The sequence below is a fragment of the Streptomyces ossamyceticus genome (assembly GCF_001418475.1).
Classification (GTDB): domain Bacteria; phylum Actinomycetota; class Actinomycetes; order Streptomycetales; family Streptomycetaceae; genus Streptomyces; species Streptomyces ossamyceticus.
In genome coordinates, this window is sequence record NZ_LIQX01000019.1 from 16334 (window position 1) to 33942 (window position 17609).

Sequence of the window (17609 nt, forward strand, 5' to 3'; positions counted from 1 at the left end):
GGCGGAGGGAACGCGCCGGTCCAGGATCTACGACTACCTGGAGCCGACCGCTCCGGCGGAGCCGGCCCAAGCCACTCCCCCGCCCCCTCCTGAACGCGTTCCGGATACCGCTCCTGAGCGGCATGTGACGGACCAGGCAGCCATCCACCACCGTCGTCGGCGGCGCGAAGCCGCCGCTCTGCTCGGTGAGTTCCGGCGTACGGCGGTTCTGGTGCCCCTGTCGGCGGACGGTGACCCGCTCATCGGGGAGTTCGGCGGTATCCGCTGGATCTACGCCTTCTCGGACGAGCTTTCCCTGGCCCGGTTCGCCATCGCAAGGGGCGAAGGAGCGCGGGAGTGGACGTACGACCGTGTCCTGGGCGCCCGGCTGCTGGACGTGGCCATCCCGGCGATGCCGGTGCCGTACGGGGTGGCGCTGGATGTCGGCGCCGAGGGTCAGGGCGCACTGTTCCCGCCGGTCATGGGGATCGTGCCGGACGCGGCGGCGCTGGACGCGGACGTGGACGCAGGCACGAACGACATGAACGGGATGGCCCCGAACGGGGAGGAATCGACTCGATGAGCGACGGCGGGGGCGGCGAGGGCAAGGACCTTCAGGTCGAGGGCCTGGCCCTGATCACCGAAGGTATCAACCTGGCCATGTCGGAGCTTCGTGAACTCGGCATGGTCGGTGAGGCGAGCGTGGGCCGGGGCTTCGCCGATCTGGCGCTGTCCGGGCTGGAGTTGGGGCATGGAGCACTGACGTCGGCGCTCGACACGTTCTGTGAGCGCTGGGAGTGGGGGGTTCGCACGCTGGTCCTGGAGGGCAGCGCCTTCGCGGACGCGGTGGGTCTGGCGGCGGGGACGTTCCACGAGACCGACCAGTACATCGAGGGCACCTTCAAGATCGCGGCGAACTCCGTCATGGGCAACCCTCACCTCAGCGAGGACCAGGTCACCCGGATGTCCTGGGGCGAGATCGGCGACAACCACATGTTCGCCACCTCCGACTGGAGCGCGGAGTCCTGGGAGCGCGCGCAGAAGAACACCGACCAGGCCTGGAACGACACCCAACGTGATGTCATGACGTCGCCCCTCCTCGAGAACGGGCCCCTCGACCCGCAGAAGGCGACGGGCATGACCGACCAGGAGTACGAGGCGTCGCTCGACCAGCTGTACGGCCCCTCCCGCGAGGAACGTGAGCAGGCGGTCCAGGCCGAGGGAGAGCAGCGGAGTGGGGGCGGCAGCTGATGGGTGGCTGGGTCCCGGACGGTGTGGAGGACAAGCTCAAGGGTGCCGCCAACGCCGTCGTCGGCAAGGCCGAAGAGGTCTACGACGACGGTAAGGAGGTCGTCGGCAGGGCCATCGACGAGGGCACCGACTACGCCGGCAAGCGCCTGGACGATATGGGTCTCCACCAGGCGGCAGACAAGGTGGAGGACTGGGGCGACAGCACCGCTTCCGCCCTGGGCGCCACCCCCGGCGAACAGCAACTCGGGGAGACCGAGCAGGCCAACGAACTGATCCACGGCAATGTCGGCCGCATCCAGGAGAGCGCCAAGCACCTCAAGGACTTCCACACGGCCTTCGACAAGGTCGGCGACGGCATGCGCAAGCTGGACTCCTCCCACTGGAAGGGCCAGGCCGCCGACACCTTCCGCGAGAAGTTCGCCATGCACCCCAAGAAGTGGCTGCACGCGGCGGACGCCTGCGACAAGGCCGCGAAGGCGCTCGACTCGTACGCGGACACGGTCAAGTGGGCCCAAGGCCAGGCCCAGGACGCCATCGACGCCTACAAGGCGGGCATGAAAGCGTCCAAGGCGGCCGTGGAGGCATACAACGACAAGGTCGACGCCTACAACGCGAAGGTGAAGGCCGGTGAGGACCCCGGCCCCAAGCCGGCCGAGTTCAGCGACCCGGGCAAGGCGGACATCGCCCGCGCCCACGAACTCCTCAAGGAGGCCCGCCGCCAGCGCAACGAGGCCGCCCGCACCGCCACCACCTCGGTCAAGACAGCCCTGGAGCACGCCCCCGCCGAACTACCGCCCGCCCTCAAGCTCGCCGCCAACTTCGTGGACCAGGGTGCGTCATCGGCCGTGGAACTCACCCATGTCGTCGGAGGCGTCGTCAAGGGCGGCGCCGGCATCATCACCTTCGGCCGCGGCATGAACGCGCTCGACCCGTACAACCTCGCCCACCCCGCCGAGTACTACCAGAACGTCAACATGACGCTCGCGGGGCTCACCTCGACGGTCGCCCACCCCGACCGGGCTCTCAAGGACGCCTGGCAGTCCGCCAAGAAGGACCCGTCCGAATACGGGGGCCGCGTCGTCCTCGACCTCCTCGGAACCAAGGGGGCGGGGGCAGCGCGTGGAGTGGCGACGGGCGGCATCAAAGGCACGCTCAGACACACCGTCGAGGATGTGCTCGAGTCGGGCAAGAAGCCGGAGACGCCGGCGCGAGAGAGGGTCAGCGACGGTCCCGGCCGGGACTCGCGTCAGCCCGACGCGGTGGAGTCGCGGGGCTCCGACCCGATCGACTTCGCCACCGGCCGGATGTACCTCCCCCAGACAGACGTGAGCCTGCCCGGCGCCCTTCCCCTGGTGTTCAGACGCCGCGTCGAGTCGGGCTACCACCTGGGCAAGTGGTTCGGCCCGTCCTGGTCCTCCACCGTCGACCAACGCCTGGAGATCGACTCCGAGGGCGTCATCTTCGTCACCGAGGACGGCCTGCTCCTCGCCTATCCCCACCCCGCGCCGGGCGCACCGACCCTCCCGGGCCACGGCCCCCGCTGGCCCCTGGCCCGCGAGGACGGCGGCTACACGGTCACCGACCCCGCTACCCGCCGCACCTGGCACTTCACCGACCGCCGGGACGATCTCGCCGTCCTCGAACAGATCGACGACCGCAACGGCAACTGGCTCACCTTCGAGTACGACGCCGAAGGCACCCCGCTCGGCATCGTCTCCAGCGCCGGCTACGACGTACGCGTCACCACGGAGGCCGGCCGGATCACAGCCCTCCACCTGGCCACGACCGGTCAGGAACTGAAGCGCTACGGCTACAGGGACGGCAACCTCACCGAGGTCGTCAACTCCTCCGGCCTCCCCCTCCGCTTCACCTACGACGAGGCCGGCCGCGTCACCTCCTGGACGGACACCAACGGCTGCGCCTACGCGTACGAGTACGACGACCAGGACCGCTGTATCGCCGAGGGCGGCACGGACGGCCACATGACCCTGCGCGTCTCGTACGACGACACGGACCCCGACACGGGCCTGCGCGTCACGACCACCACGACCGGCGAGGGCCACACCCGCCGCTTCGTCATCAACGAGGCGTGGCAGGTGGTCGCCGACATCGACCCCTTGGGCGCGGTCACCCGCTACGAACGGGACCGCTACAACCGCCTGCTGTCCCTGACGGACCCCCTGGGCCACACGACCACGTTCCGCTACGACGAGTCCGGCAACCCCACGGTCGTCACACGCCCGGACGGCCGCGAGGCGAGAGCCGAGTACAACGACCTCGGCCTGCCGACACGGGTGGTGAACCCGGACGGCACGGTGATCCGCCAGACGTACGACGAACGCGGCAACCGCACATCGGTGACCGCCCCCACCGGCCTCACCACTCACTTCACCCACGACGACGCGGGCCGACTGACCGCCGTCACCGACGGCCTCGGCCACACGACGACGGTCCGCTGCGACCCCGCCGGTCTCCCGTCGGAGATCACGGACCCCCTCGGCGCGGTCACCCGCTACGAACGTGACCCCTTCGGCAGACCCGTCACCATCACGGACCCGACAGGCGCGGTGACGCGGCTGGAGTGGACGGTCGAGGGCCGCCTCGCCCGCCGCACGGCCGCCGACGGCACGACGGAGTCGTGGACGTACGACGGCGAGGGCAACTGCACCACCCACACCGACCCGATGGACGGCGTCTCCCGCTTCGAGTACACCCACTTCGACCTGCTGACGGCCCGCACGGGCCCGGACGGCGTACGCCACGAGTTCACGTACGACCTGGAGCTGCGGCTCACGAAGGTCACCAACCCGCAGGGCCTGACCTGGAGTTACGAGTACGACTCGGCAGGCTCGCTGATCGCCGAGACGGACTTCGACGACCGCACGCTCACTTACGAACACGACGCGGCGGGCCGACTGATCTCCCGCATGAACGCCCTCGGCCAGGTGGTGTCGTTCGAGCGCGACGCCCTGGGCCAGCTGCTCCGCAAGAACGCGGCGGGCGACGTCACGACCTACGCGTACGACATGACGGACCAGCTCGCCCAGGCGACGGGCCCCGACGGTACGACGCTGACGATCCTGCGCGATCGGTTCGGCCGGGTGCGCTCGGAGACGGTCGACGGCCGCGAACTGACGTACACGTATGACGATCTGGGCCGTCGAACAGTCCGCACGACGCCGACCGGCGTGACGACGACCTGGACGTACGACGCGGCGGGCCGCCGCACGGGGATGACAGCCGCGGGCCACACCATCGACTTCACCTACGACGAGGCCGGCCGCGAACTGACCCGCCAGATCGGCGAGACGGTCACCTTGGCGCACACATTCGACTCCGTGGGCCGCCTGACCACCCAGTCGGTGACCGGCACGTTGGGCCGCTCGATCCAACACCGCGCGTACACCTACCGCGCCGACGGCAATCTGACCGGCATCGACGACCGGCTCTCCGGCACCCGCCGCTTCGACCTCGACGCGGCAGGCCGCGTGACGGCGGTCCACGCGGCCGACTGGACCGAGACATACGCCTACGACGAGGCGGGAAACCAGACCTCGGCGTCCTGGCCGTCGAACCACCCCGGCCAGGAGGCCACCGGCCTCCGCGCCTACATGGGCACCCGCATCACCCGCGCGGGAGGCGTCCGCTACGAACACGACGCGTTGGGCCGCATCACCCTCCGCCAGAAGACCCGCCTGTCCCGCAAACCGGACACTTGGCGGTACGAGTGGGATGCCGAGGACCGTCTGACGTCGGTGACGACCCCGGACGGCACGCGCTGGCGGTACACGTACGACCCGCTGGGCCGCCGTACAGCGAAACTCCGCCTGGCGGACGACGGCGAAACGGTGGTCGAGCGCGTCGTCTTCACCTGGGACGGCACCACCCTCTGCGAACAGACCACCACATCTCCGGCCCTGCCCAACCCGGTCACCCTCACCTGGGACCACCAGGGCCTGCGCCCCCTCACCCAGACCGAACGCATAACGGCGGCAGACGCTCCCCAGGAGGAGATCGACTCCCGCTTCTTCGCCATTGTCACCGACCTGGTCGGCACACCCACCGAACTCGTCGACGAACAGGGCGAGATCGCCTGGCGGACGCGAAGCACACTCTGGGGGACGACCGCCTGGGCGGCGGACAGCACCGCCTACACGCCCCTTCGGTTCCCCGGCCAGTACTACGACCCCGAAACGGGCCTGCACTACAACTACTTCCGCCACTACGACCCCGAGACGGCCCGCTACCTGACCTCGGATCCCCTAGCCCTCACCGCCGCACCCAACCCGGCCACATACGTCCACAACCCACACAGTTGGATCGACCCGCTGGGTCTGGCACCCGAATATCACGAGTTCCACACGGTTCAGGACCGGGCCAATGCCGAGCGTCTCCGCGGGGATGGCAACCCGTGGCCGACCGAAGACATTCGCGGCCAGTACGGGGAAGGTGTTTATTCGTGGGGCTCCTTGGAAGAGGCGGTCCGATACGCAGAACGGATCCGAAGCCGCGGCGGCGAGGTGGATATTCTCAACTTCCGCGTTTCAGCGGAAGATTTCGCCGCCATGAAGAAGGCGGATATCGTCTCCATGACCCCCGACCAGGCAGAAGCATTTGTCGACGCGCACAGTCGACTCTACGGAGACGGCCTCCCTCACGGCTACGATTACATTCGAGGCCACACCGGGATGGGTGACGAACACTACTTCGCTCGCCATGTGTTCCCGAAACTGAAGTTCTGACACGGAAGAGGGGACATGACCAGAACGGTCAAGTATCGCCTGCGCAGCCCCATTGGCGGACTGGCCGCCAACCTTACGGCACATGCACGGCCTTCCGCAGCATCAGACCCCCCGGACGTGCAGATCCACGGCAACGTACGCCTAGCCCTGCCACCGGGTGGACTGCACTGGAAAGATCTCGCATGGCTGTCCTTCGGTGTCGCCCTGAACGCACCGGAATTGGCCAAGAGATTCCCTCAGGGGATCACGATCCACGTCACTTCTATCCACGCGCCATTGAGCGACTACCGCTCCGAAGTCGCAGCGCTTGCGATGAACCTGTGGCTGCGCGAGGAATTCGAAATTCCCTTTAATGACGTAGTCGCAGAGTTCAATGCATCGTCCGGAGATTATGAATTTAGATGGAACGATGAGAGAGACCCCTTCTCCGACCCTTTGATTAAGCCACAATAAACTGGCAGAGGCGGTCGGCCGTCCGGGCCCACAGTCAGCTTCGGCAATCTTTGAAAGAAACACCCCGCGTCCAGGAGCGCGGGTGCCCCAACTGGGAGGCCTTCGCCGACGGCGATTGGGAGAGGGCGCTGTCGCTGGCCGACGAGAGGCGGCGAGGAGTACGCCCACGTACTCCTCCGGGCGTCCCGACTGGGCCCCGTCCTGTTCTGCCCCGATGGTGATCGCAGAAGCTGTCGGCGTCCGCCTTATAGGCCGCCCGTTCGAGGTGGCATGGTCCATGTGGCGTGCGGCCCGTTCGGCTGGTTGAGTGACACCTTCAGTTGGTACGTGACGACTTGGGGGGCCAAGGCATGACTACGGACACTCACGACGGACCGGATCCGGAAGAAGCCGGAGGTGGGCAGCGAGTCCTCGCGCTCCTGGACAAGGCGATCGACCTTCAGACCCCACTGGTGCGTAGGAACATCGCCCGAGCACGCCAGCGGAAACCCGAGGCGACCCCGGCAGAGGTGCTCCGGAGTCTGGAGCGCATGTACGTCAGCGCCCTGAGCGGGACGGGTGCCGCGGTGGGAGCTACTGCGGCCGCGCCCGGCGTCGGCACGGGAGTCGCACTGGCGATGTCGGCGGGCGAGACTCTCTCGTCTCTCGAGCTGAGCGCCCTCTTCGCGCTCTCGGTCGCCGAAGTCCACGGAGTCCCCATCGCCGAGGTCGAGCGCCGCCGGACGATCGTCATGGGAGTCATGCTCGGCGGGAGCGGCTCCACCACCATCGGCAAGGTCGCCGGGCGCACGGGCCAGCACTGGGGACGCCAGGTGGTCGCCAAGGTGCCGGTGGAGACATTGCGTCAGATCAACAAGGTTCTCGGGCCGAACTTCATCGTGAAATACGGGACCAAGCAGGGCATCATCGTGCTCGGCCGGGTGGCACCGTTCGGTATCGGCGCGGTGATCGGTGGTGGCGCCAACGCCGCCCTCGCCACTCTGGCGGTGAGGGCCGCTCGTCGCGCGTTCGGCCCGGCGCCGACGTCATGGCCGGGGATGGCGGGCGGCACGGCGTCGACGGCCGAGGACGAGCAGGGCTGACGCGCGGTGCGCTGTCACCGCCTGACGGGTGCGCCTGACGAACTCACGCTGTGGCGACCTGCTGAGCCAGCAGCAGTGCGAGCGGGCCTCCTTGGAGCAGGAAGCGTCCCTCGGTGGCGGCCCGGATCGCGGCAGGCATCGGCCACCACGTGAGTGTGAAGCTCTCCTCGCTGGGTGTGAGTTGCTGCGGGCCGCAGGTGAGACCTTCGGCCAGGAAAAGGTGGATGCGGGCGGTGGAGTTCAGGGTGATGGCGTACGAGCCGAGGGACCGCCAGGTCTGGGCCGTGACGCCGGCTTCCTCGCGCAGTTCGCGCCGCGCGCACTCGTCCGGTGTCTCGCCGTCCTCCCTGCGGCCTCCGGGCAGGAACACGTACTCGCCGCCGTGCTGGGGGAATTCGGCGGTCAGGACGGCGACCATGCCGTCCGCGTCTCGGGCCACGATGACAGAGGCGTCGCGCATCGCCCCCTGTGAGGATGTATCGGTCATGGCCGGGGAGCGTAACCGCCTACTCTGACAGCCAGACCGCGGGCTTGGTCCGGATCGTTGTCGGCCAGTTCAACGCAGTTCTGTGTCTAGGTGTAGGAGCCGGTTCGCCCGTTCGGGGTTACTGGTTGCATGGGGCGCTTTCCTAGTCTGTCGGCATCTGGTCGAAGTGCTGGATCGCTGTGGAGATCAGGTCGCGGACGGTGGTGCCGTAGACCGCCGACTGTTTCAGGAGGGCGAACGCCTTGGTGTACAGCTCGATTTCTCGGGGCTGGGTGACGGACAGCTCGGCCGAGTAGGTCTCCATGAGGACGAGTCGGCTGTCGAACATCGAGAACGCGTTGCCCGGCCAGATGAAGGTGGGGGCGGACTTCGGGACGATGCCCAGGCTGAGGCGGGGAAGTCGCATCACCGCCAGGAGGCGGTCGAGCTGGCCCTTCATCACTTCTGGGCCGCCGAAGTTGGTGTAGAGAGCCTGCTCGCCGAGGAGGACGTTGAAGACGCGGTCGCCCTGGTACAGGTACTGCTGGCGCTCAAGTCGCTTTGCCACGGCCGCTTCGGCGTCATCGGGAATCTCGTAGTAGCTGACGCCCTGTCGGAGGACTTCGGCAGCGTACTCCGCGGTCTGCAGGGTGCCCCAGATAAGCGTGGGGTGCCAGACGCGGAAGACCTTGGTCCTGGCGTACACGGAGATCGCCTGACGCTGTCGTCTCTCGACGCCCGTCCGGAGTTGCCGTCGCCATTCGAGCCACAGCTCGTCGACGTGGCGGACGATCGCGACCAGGTCACCCAACTGCTCGCCCTGGCCGGTCGTCTCGCACCAGACGCGGATGTCGTCCTCGCTGGGGCGCTGCTTGCCGTTCTCGATGCGGGAGACCTTCGACTCCTGCCAGGCGGTGGCACGCGCGAAGGCCCGGCCGCTGGCGAATCCGGCGTCCTTCCGAAAGCCACGCAGCCGGGCACCGAGCGCCTGCAGCGCCTCTTCTACCTGTTTGCTCATGGGTCGGTCAGGGTTTGTACGCGGGGTGGGGAATGGCGGCGGTCCACAGCAGATCCCTCAGGCGCAGGCACTCGGCCACGGTGTCCGGGTCCTCGACGATCTCCGACCCGAGCACTCTGCCGTCGGAGTCGAAGTGCCCCACGGCGAGGAGGCGGTTGTCGTACAGCCACCAGTCGTTTCCCCCCATGGGGAAGGCGACGCCCTCGGGCAGGCGGTGTCGGGGCAGCCAGCGGATCTCCTCGCCGGCCTCCTCGTTGAGGGCGGTGGTGGCGTGCTCCCACCGGATGTAGGGGGTGTGGGGCTCGGTGACCACGCGGACGCGTCGGACGGTCTTCCCTTCACCGGTGACGCGCCTGATGAGCTGCGCCCACGGCTCCATGTAGGAGTAGTCGACGCTCTCGCCGCGGAGCCAGCTCGTGAAAGGGCTGTCCTCGTCGGGGACGGAGTAGTCGTCCCTCAGCTCCAGGTGGAATGCGTCCTGCGCGAAGCTCTCAAAGAGCTGGTTGCGCTCGGCGCTGGAGATCAGCTCCACGCGGTTCCTCCAGTAGGGCGGTGATCGCGGTCCTGGACACCTCGACCACGGTCTCGTAGTCCGGAATCTCCATCTGGGCCAGGGCCTCGGGGTCGGTGACCTCCCGGCCCTGGACGACGAACGTACCGCCCGGCGTGAGGATCATGATCGGATCCTCGACGCGCCTGACCTCCCCGGTCGGCAGGCCGTCCTTCGCGAGGTGCTCGAACAGCTCCGTGGGCACCTCCACCGCCGTCTCCCCCTCCGGGATCTCAAGCTGCATCAGCAGGTCGTTCGCGAAGATCCTCCAGCCCTGGACGAGGTAGGTGTCCCGGTCGGTGGCGTACAGGGTCGGGCAGTCACCGACCGTGGAGTTCTTACCAAGGAACCGTAGCTTCATGGTCGTTCTCCTGTCTGCTGCCTTGCTCAGGTTTGCGCGACCCGACGATGGTCCGCGGAGGGTTCTGCGTCGTCAATCGACTTGCCGCAAACTCGCGCAATCTCCTTGGGACTTGCGTGAGGGCCGCTCTACGTTCGTCTTCGAACCCGAGCGGCCGAGATAGCCACCGCGCGTTGCGGTACCGCGGGAGATGCGCTGTGGCCTTCGTGGCCGACAGGCGCAGGGCTCCAGCCTCGACAGCCTGCGCATCCACACGCAACTGATCACGGACAGCATCGAAGCCACCCTGAGGACGGAGCTTTACGCCGTGTTGAAGCACCGAGCATTGCGAAGTATCTGCGACGTTGCCCCGGTCCGCGTCACGATGGACCGCACGCTCCGGGTCAAGGTCATCGATGCCTGCGGAATGACCTGCACCTTCTGCCACAACGAAGGCACACCCGTCAGCGCCGACAACCACGCTCGGACCGCCGGCGAGTTCGGCGCTGTCGGCCGGTCGGGACGGGTCTCCATCTACCTGGCGACCAACGGAGCGCGCTTCGTGGCAGCTCCCGTGTTCCCTGATGACTCCTTCCGTGCCGCCTTGGCGGGACTGCGTGACGCCTTGGGCTTCGACGAGGTTCACCTCACGGGAGGGGAACCGACCCTGCACCCCAAACTCGCGGCGATCGTCGCCGCAGCCAGGGAAGAGGGATACGGCGTGGGCGTCACCTCCAACGGTGAGAACGGCGCCAAAGTCCTCCCCGCGTGCGCGAAGGCGGGCCTGGGCCGCGTCAACTTCTCGATCTTCGGCACCACACCCGGGGAACTGGCACAGGTGCAGAACGTCCGGTTCCGGACGGTCTCCCTGGCGGCGCGAAAGATCGAGGCCCTGGATCGATCGATCCAGGTGGCGACCGAGGAGGGCGTCGGCGTGAACGCGAACGTGGTCATCCCAGACCGCAGCCACATCGAGCGCGTTCACCGGCTCCTGGACCGGTACTCTCCGCAGGTGTCGTTGAGGATTCTGTCGTCGCTGGCCGACGGGGACAGGTCGCTGGACGCCATCGACGAGCTTCTCGGCGGCCTCGGCGCGGTACCTCGGGAAGTCCACGTCATCGCCGGTACCTCCGGCTTCCGCATCACCTACACGCTGCCCGGCGGGCGCCTGATCAAGGTCAAGCACATTCGGCCCCTGCGCCTGCCCGAGACCTGCGCAAGCTGCCGCTTCAACAACGCGACCGACTGCCATGAGGGTTACTACGGGATCCGTCTCTACCGCGCCCCCAAGGGGACCTTCCACGTAGGCGTCTGCATTCAGCGCATGGATCTCTGTCTGCCCGTCGACGAGTTCCTGAACAGCGCCGTGTGCGGCGAGATCAAGAAGATGCGCGAGCAGGAGTTCCACGACCTGACCGCCCAGATCGTCACATGAGAAGGAGAACCGTGGCGCAGAACGAATACGAAGCGAAGTTCCTGGAGATCGACGTGGAGGCCACCCTCGACGCTCTGCGCGCCGCCGGGGCGGAACAGGTCTTCCCCAAGACCATGTTCACGCGCCTGATCTTCGAGAACGACGCCGTGCAAGGCGAGCAGTGGCTGCGGTTGCGCGACGAGGGCGGCAAGACGACGCTCACCCTGAAGCAGGTCACCGACGCGACGCACATCCACGGGACCACCGAGATCGAGATCGAGGTCGACGACCTGGCCAAGACCGCGGAACTCCTCGCGGCGCTCGGCCTGCGACAGGTCCGTTACCAGCAGAACTACCGTGAGGAATGGCAACTGCGTGGTGTGACCTACGACTTCGACACCTGGCCGGACCTGCCCACCTTCCTGGAGATCGAAGGCTCTTCCGAGGCGGCCGTGAAGGAGGCGGCGGAGGGTCTCGGACTGGACTACGACCAGGCCCGCTTCGGCAGCATCGATCTGATCTACAAGAGCGAAGTGGGGCGTGACATCCTCGCGGAGCCCACGCTCCTCTTCGCCTGATCCGGCCTGCACCTCGGCGGTACGCCCGCGAGGAGCGGCCTGCCTTCCGGCGTCACCGCCTCAGAGCTGGATTGGGCGATCACCTGCCCCTGTCCAAGTTCAGGTGCCGCGTAAGGGACACACGCAGGGCCCTCGGCGAGCACACGCCTGCCGAGGGCCCTGGCCTGTCAGAGTGCCGCGAACTCGACGAACGCGGTCCACGCCGTGGGGTCTACGGCCAGTGGGGCACGGGTGGTGTCCTTCGAGTCGCGGACGTGGACCGCGCCGGGGCTGGCAGCCACTTCGACACACTGGCCGCCCTCAGCGCCGCTGTAGTTGCTCTTGACCCAGACAAGTGCAGGCACGGGATCGCGCTTTGCTTCAGCGTTCATCTCTCTCCCAACAACTTCTCGATGAAGGCCAGGGACTCACTCGGGGTGAGTGCCTGCGCTCGGATGATCCCATAGCGCGCGGACAGCGCATGGACCGCGTCTCGCTCCGTGACCAGTGTGCTCCGACCTTGAGCCTCCATGTAACCGACCTGTTGTCCCTGCTTCGGCATCAGCAAGGTGAACGCGCCATCGACACCAGCATTGTCCTCACGGTCGAGCGGCATCACCTGAAGCTCGACGTTCCGCTTCTGACCGAGCAGAAGCAACTGCTCAAGCTGTCCGCGCCACACCTGCTCACCGCCGAGCGGCCGTCTGACAACCGGCTCCTCCATGACGAAGCTCAACAACGGCGCGGGCCATCTGTCGAAGACCTCCTGCCGTGCGAGCCGCGCCGCAACGCGCTGCTCGATGGTGGCCTCGTCCAGCAGTGGGCGCCGCATCCCCAGCAAGGCCCGCGTGTACTCCTCTGTCTGCAAGAGGCCGTTCACCATGTGGGTGTCGTACACGTGAAGCTCGACCGCCTCGGCCTCCAACTTGGCCGCGTCCCGGAAGAACGCCGGATACTGAGCCCGAGCCACCTCCTCCTTGCTCGCGCCCAACACCCCACCCGCGCCCAGTACTTCATCTGACTGGTCGATGAACTTCGGCGGCGGGATACGTCTCGCCTGCTCGAACGACGCGATCGTGGAAGCCGAGTAGCCGGTCAGCGAGCCGAGCTTCGCGCGGTCCATCCCCGCCCGCTCCCGGAACAGCTTTAACTGCCGCCCGAACACGGAGAGCGTGCCCGTCCCGACCTCATACTCCGACTGCTGAACCTCGTCGTCCACGCCGCGACTCCTCCCGTACGACCACCACAGCCACCGGACCCCGCCCGCCCAACGCACCGCCCGGGAACCGGTCACGCCACCACCACGTACAAGCGCGCCGCCCTCGTGTACAGCCCGCACCCGTCAGCACGTCGCGCCTGGTCAACGCTACGCAGAGTCCGCGACTGTTGACTCCATGAAGTCAGCAACTCCCCCGAACGGGCATATGCCAGAGCGCCTCGCGCCCGAACGCGAGTTCACCATGCGCTTCACCTCGACGCCGCGCGGTGCCCGCCTCGCCCGCCGACTCGTCTCGCACCGCCTGCACGACTGGGGCCACCCGTACACGACCCCGGTCAACGAGACGCTCACCCTCATCACGGCGGAACTGAGCGCCAACGCCGTACGCCACGGCCACGTCCCCGGCCGTGACTTTCACCTCCAACTCACCCTGGCCGAGGGCGTCGTCCGCGTCGAGGTGACCGACACCCGCGCCGAGAAACAGCCACCCGCCACTCCCTCGGCGACCGACTCGCTGTCCGAGTCCGGCCGGGGGCTGCTGCTCGTCGCCGCCCTCGCGGACGACTGGGGCGTCAGCCCTCGCCGGGCCGCTCCGGGCAAGACCGTGTGGGCGGATCTGCACGTGCGGAGCCAAGGCCACCCGCTCACGCACCGGGTGGCCCCTGGACCGACGGACCTCGATCTCCTCCTGGCTACGGCTTCGCTGCTGCGCGACGACCACGGGTCGCGGCCGGAGGACGCCAGCCGCGGAGGTCGTCGTCTGTGAGTCCGTGCTCGCCCTGCTTCTGCTGGCGGTAACCGGCGAAGAAGTCCGCCGGGGAGCCGCTGTAGAGCATGTCGAACTCGTTGTGCCACTGAGACAGCCACGGCTGGAGTTCCAGCAGGCCGGCGAGGAACGGCGTGATCTCCTCGGTGGACAGGGCGGTGTTGGTGAAGTACGTGGCGAGGGCCTGCGCTTGTTCCCGGTGGTCCCAGCCGGCCCACCCGTACAGCTCGGGCGTGGCGGCGTTGGTCTGCCCGTAGGAGATGAAGCGCTCCTTGGGCACGTCGAGCTTGCCGCGCGCCTTCCAGTAGGAGGGACGGAGGAAGTCGGCCGAGGTGTACTTCGGCGGTACGGGGATGGAGTCCCGGATCTTCCGCTTGGCGGGCTCGTCCGGCGCGGCATCCTCCTTACGCTGAAGGTCCCACACCTCTTCCCAGTCGGCGCGCTTCTTGAGCCCGGAGGGCTTGTAGCGCAGGGCAGGGAGGAACGGCACGTGCTCGCCGGTGATCAGCTCAGCGACGACCTTCACGAGTTCCTTGCGGGGCGCGTAGAGCTTGGCAACGGAGACGAAGTCCTCATCACGGGAGAGGGCGTCGGTCAGCCGGGCCAGACTGAGGATGGTGGGCTGACCGTTCTCGTCGAACCAGTGGTCGCGGTTCTCCATACGGTCGAGCAGCCAGGAGCGCAGGGCCTTTTCCTGGAGCGCATCCCAGTCCTCGGTGGCCCACCGTCGCTTGTACTCGGGGCGCTCGACCATACCGATGGCACGGTTCGACTCGATGGCGTCGATGCGCTGTTGAACAACCTCGCGGTAGGGGGTGGGCCAGTGGGCGGGGATATCGGTAACACACTCGAACTTGTGGTTGTGATGCCCAAACCACGATGTGTTGACCTCGCCACGTTCCACCTTGCGGGCCAGCACGATAGCGAATGCCCGTTCGGCTGGGCCAACTACCGGAATATCCTCAGTAGACGCGGCAATCTGCTTGTCGAGCAGACCATAGAGAGCATAGACCTGCCAATCCAGCTCTTCTTGGATGGCAATCATGCGACCCCGGGCGGCCTCCCACTTCTCCCGACCCTCACGTAGCGCAGTTGCGGTAGGCACCCTGCTGGCCACGATGGCGGATGGACTTGTGGCAGCCAACTCCTGAGCAAGACCCTCGAGAGCAGTTCCAAACTCCGAAGGGAACTCAGAAGAAAGCGGAAATTCCTCAAGCTTGGTTCCTGTGAACTCGAAGCGGTGCTCCCAAGGTTCATCGGCTCCTGCTACATCCGCACCCGGCCGCCCTTTGTCATGGCTGACCTGCCGCAGCCAGAACCCTGCCGTAGAGCTATTGAGCAGCCCAAGCAACCCCAGGTGCTCTTCTTCGCTCGCGCCCTCCTGAAGTTTGATTACAGGCGCTGATCGATTAAACACCTTGCCGCCGCGGTCCAACACGAAATGGTTATGCGTGGTCACGAATGCGAAGATGATCGAAAGAGGCGTCCTCAGCTTCTCTCGATAGAATTCACCGTATTCATACCACTTAATTCCGGGAAGAGATTCGATGAATTTACCAAATCGCTTACGGCGTTGAAGCACGCGCCGATTCGGCCACATCGCCTGCATAAGGCCAGGGACTGACGCCTCGTCGGCAACCCTGAGCTGAGAGTCGTAAGGCCAAGCGCTAACTACCGCCGGGTTAATTCCATAGTCTCGAACGACATCTCCCGTCACCGCCGGGATGACCCTTTCGATGCCGCGACGGCGAGCAGAAGAGAAGTCATTGAAGAAGAACGCGTCATCTTCCGCAGTAATCCCCCCGAAGCCGATATCCAGAGCGAGAATTTGGCGCAGCTTTCGCTCGCCATGGATCATTTCCACCATCTCAAGTCCGCCATCGGCAAGCATCCACGGCTGCTTACTAAAATAGCGACTACGCTCCAAATCTCCCACAGAAACCCACGGACTAATCGTGCCAGGCTTATCGATCTGATCGACAATCGCTCTCCAAACAAGCCCTTCTGCGGGTTCGTTCGGCGCCGAAGGCTCCCCTTGCACACTTCTCACTGTCCGAATCGTATCCGAACGCACGCTCCCGCTGCGACGCTTGCCAACTAGGATGACTGTGGGCGTACCGTGGCCTGGGATATAGGCACCTGAAGTGTCGATCACCTCAGTCAATTCAACCTCGTGCGCGAAGTACTCCTCGATCAGCTTGGTGCCGAACTCTCTTTTCATGAAGGAATTCGCGGTGATCTGACCCACCAGCCCATACCCGCGCCCTTCCGAGTTGCCCCGCTTAGCAAGCTCGAAAAATCGCTGAGCAAACGGCACCGAGAGCGCATATTTACCGGCGCACGAATCGTAGAGTTCCCGGTAAAGGGTGTTCAGATTCTTGTCTTTTACAGTGATATAGGGAGGATTCCCAACTACCACATGGTAGCGCCCTTGCTCCAAAACCCCCGGGTGCTCGTGCACGTCCTCCGTTGAGTATGTGAAGTCCGCCAGTTGGTCCTCACCATCAACGCTGCCGAACAACCCCAACTGCCTCGCCTTGATCAGCGAGTCCCCCACTGCCATATGGATGGGCCACTCGTACTTCGAAGCTTCGGCCATCGTACGGACGCCGCTCGCCGCCATAGCCGCAACCAACAGCCGGAACCGAGCAATAGCCACCGCAAACGGGTTGATGTCCACCCCATGCACAGAGTCCAGCGCCGCCCGCACCCGCTCATGCACATCACGCCCCGGCTGCCCCTCCCCCCACAGCCGCACCAGCCGCCGAAACGCTCCCAGCACAAAGTGCCCCGACCCACACGTAGGGTCGATCATCTTCAGTTCCTCGTACCCGAACTCCCGCACCGCCGGGTTCATCGTCCGGTCGAGGATGAACTCCTCCACGAACTCCGGCGTCTGAAGCAGCGCATACGTTTTCCGCGCGGCCTCGCTCAGATCCTGGTACAAGTCACCCAGGAACCGCGTGTCCCACCCCTGCGTACCGTCCTCGTTCAGTGGGTCGGTGAAATCGTGGACGAGGACGCCCGCCTCATCCCTCCCCCGCCAGAACTCGACCAGCTCCCGCGCACCGTCATGCGAGAGCGGGACCTGGTACAGCGGGTTGTGCCGCTTGTCGAAAAGGAGCCGGCCCGCCTGCCCCTGCCCCAGTTCCTCGAACGCCTTCTCCAGCCAGCCCCGGTACGTCGGGTCCTCGTCCGACTCCACGTACGCGTCGTACCGCGACTCCGCCAGCTCGCGCCGGTCCCCGTCCGGCCCCGTCAGGTACGGCTCCGGGATCAGGCGGTTGTCCTCACAGAACCGTACGAAGACACTCCCCAGCACCCACGCCACCGCGACCTGCGTTACCCGCTCGTCCAGCCATGAGGTCCACGTCGCCGCCGTACGCCCCAGCTTGCGGGCCTGGTCGTACTCGGCCCTCAGGCGCGCACCGACATCCCCCAGCGCCTTCACCTGGCGCCCTAGGTCGGCCTCGACCGCCTTGACCTGCTGCTTCAGGTCGTTCAACAGAGCCTTGCGGTCGATCACTTGACGTCTCCCTCGCTACCACTGGCACTGGCACTCGCCACGCCCTCGCCGGACCCGCGATGGGCGTTGCCCACCCACGTGTCCGGAAGCTGAATCCACTCCCCCAGGCCCGCCTGGTACGGCACGGCCACCTGCCCGAGCCGGGGCTCACGCGACGGGTCGGGCTGCGGGACCAGGAGCCACAGCCCCCGCCCACCCCTCCGGGCCACCGCCGCCAGCCGGTCCAGGACGCCCATCGCGTCGTAC

The 17609-nt window shown here is 66.5% G+C and carries 16 protein-coding genes; 8 read left to right on the forward strand and 8 right to left on the reverse strand.

What is annotated here, in order from left to right; genetic code table 11:
- Positions 1-124: 124 nt before the first annotated feature.
- The 5 genes from AOK15_RS01720 (at position 125) to AOK15_RS01735 (ending at position 7507) form a co-directional block, all read left to right on the forward strand.
- Positions 125-562: a hypothetical protein gene (locus tag AOK15_RS01720; RefSeq protein ID WP_420876841.1), complete on the forward strand. Its 438-nt coding sequence runs from the start codon at positions 125-127 to the stop codon at positions 560-562.
- Positions 559-1230, forward strand: coding sequence for a hypothetical protein (locus AOK15_RS01725; RefSeq protein WP_055511945.1), 672 nt, complete (start codon positions 559-561; stop codon positions 1228-1230). Before AOK15_RS01720 ends, AOK15_RS01725 begins: the two co-directional genes overlap by 4 nt.
- Complete coding sequence (locus AOK15_RS01730; protein WP_055511947.1) at positions 1230-5972, forward strand: putative T7SS-secreted protein; 4743 nt, start codon at positions 1230-1232, stop codon at positions 5970-5972. The genes AOK15_RS01725 and AOK15_RS01730 overlap by 1 nt, the downstream gene beginning before the upstream one ends.
- 15 nt (positions 5973-5987) lie before the next feature.
- Positions 5988-6425, forward strand: coding sequence for a hypothetical protein (locus tag AOK15_RS44795; RefSeq protein WP_157870143.1), 438 nt, complete (start codon positions 5988-5990; stop codon positions 6423-6425).
- Positions 6426-6775: 350 nt separating this feature from the next.
- Positions 6776-7507 carry a hypothetical protein gene (locus tag AOK15_RS01735; protein ID WP_055511950.1) on the forward strand — a complete coding sequence of 244 codons (732 nt, stop codon included), beginning with the start codon at positions 6776-6778 and terminating at the stop codon, positions 7505-7507.
- A 43-nt stretch (positions 7508-7550) separates the two neighbouring features.
- Here AOK15_RS01735 and AOK15_RS01740 read toward each other — a convergent pair whose 3' ends face one another.
- The 4 genes from AOK15_RS01740 to AOK15_RS01755 form a co-directional block, all read right to left on the reverse strand.
- Positions 7551-7994, reverse strand: coding sequence for an NUDIX hydrolase (locus tag AOK15_RS01740; protein WP_055511952.1), 444 nt, complete (start codon positions 7992-7994; stop codon positions 7551-7553).
- A 142-nt stretch (positions 7995-8136) separates the two neighbouring features.
- Positions 8137-8991: a helix-turn-helix domain-containing protein gene (locus tag AOK15_RS01745; RefSeq protein ID WP_079058248.1), complete on the reverse strand. Its 855-nt coding sequence runs from the start codon at positions 8989-8991 to the stop codon at positions 8137-8139.
- Between the two features lie 7 nt (positions 8992-8998).
- Positions 8999-9523 (reverse strand): DUF6879 family protein, encoded by a 525-nt coding sequence (locus AOK15_RS01750; protein ID WP_055511955.1) that lies wholly within the window; start codon positions 9521-9523, stop codon positions 8999-9001.
- Positions 9483-9902, reverse strand: a complete 420-nt coding sequence (locus AOK15_RS01755) for a hypothetical protein (protein WP_055511957.1) — start codon at positions 9900-9902, stop codon at positions 9483-9485. The genes AOK15_RS01750 and AOK15_RS01755 overlap by 41 nt, the downstream gene beginning before the upstream one ends.
- Before the next feature lie 190 nt (positions 9903-10092).
- Between AOK15_RS01755 and AOK15_RS01760 the strand changes: the two genes are divergently transcribed.
- Both AOK15_RS01760 and AOK15_RS01765 read left to right on the forward strand, forming a co-directional pair.
- The gene (locus tag AOK15_RS01760) at positions 10093-11316 is read left to right on the forward strand and encodes a radical SAM protein (RefSeq protein WP_240508264.1); all 1224 of its coding nucleotides are present in this window, start codon (positions 10093-10095) and stop codon (positions 11314-11316) included.
- Between the two features lie 11 nt (positions 11317-11327).
- Complete coding sequence (locus AOK15_RS01765) at positions 11328-11873, forward strand: class IV adenylate cyclase (protein WP_240508265.1); 546 nt, start codon at positions 11328-11330, stop codon at positions 11871-11873.
- 167 nt (positions 11874-12040) lie between these two features.
- On the opposite strand, the gene AOK15_RS01770 is transcribed toward AOK15_RS01765, so the two are convergent.
- Entirely contained in the window at positions 12041-12244 is a 204-nt protein-coding gene (locus AOK15_RS01770; protein ID WP_055511961.1) for a DUF397 domain-containing protein, read from the reverse strand.
- Positions 12241-13071 carry a helix-turn-helix domain-containing protein gene (locus tag AOK15_RS01775; protein ID WP_055511962.1) on the reverse strand — a complete coding sequence of 277 codons (831 nt, stop codon included), beginning with the start codon at positions 13069-13071 and terminating at the stop codon, positions 12241-12243. Before AOK15_RS01775 ends, AOK15_RS01770 begins: the two co-directional genes overlap by 4 nt.
- A 205-nt stretch (positions 13072-13276) precedes the next feature.
- On the opposite strand from AOK15_RS01775, the gene AOK15_RS01780 reads away from it, so the two are divergent.
- A complete protein-coding gene (locus tag AOK15_RS01780; protein WP_055511964.1) occupies positions 13277-13837 on the forward strand; it encodes an ATP-binding protein in 561 nt (186 codons plus the stop codon).
- On the opposite strand, the gene pglX is transcribed toward AOK15_RS01780, so the two are convergent.
- Complete coding sequence (pglX, locus tag AOK15_RS01785) at positions 13764-17363, reverse strand: BREX-2 system adenine-specific DNA-methyltransferase PglX (protein WP_055511966.1); 3600 nt, start codon at positions 17361-17363, stop codon at positions 13764-13766. The two genes, AOK15_RS01780 and pglX, sit on opposite strands and share 74 nt — an antisense overlap.
- The coding region (locus AOK15_RS01790; RefSeq protein WP_157870144.1) for a hypothetical protein at positions 17360-17609 on the reverse strand (250 nt) is incomplete at its 5' end. The genes AOK15_RS01790 and pglX, both read right to left, overlap by 4 nt.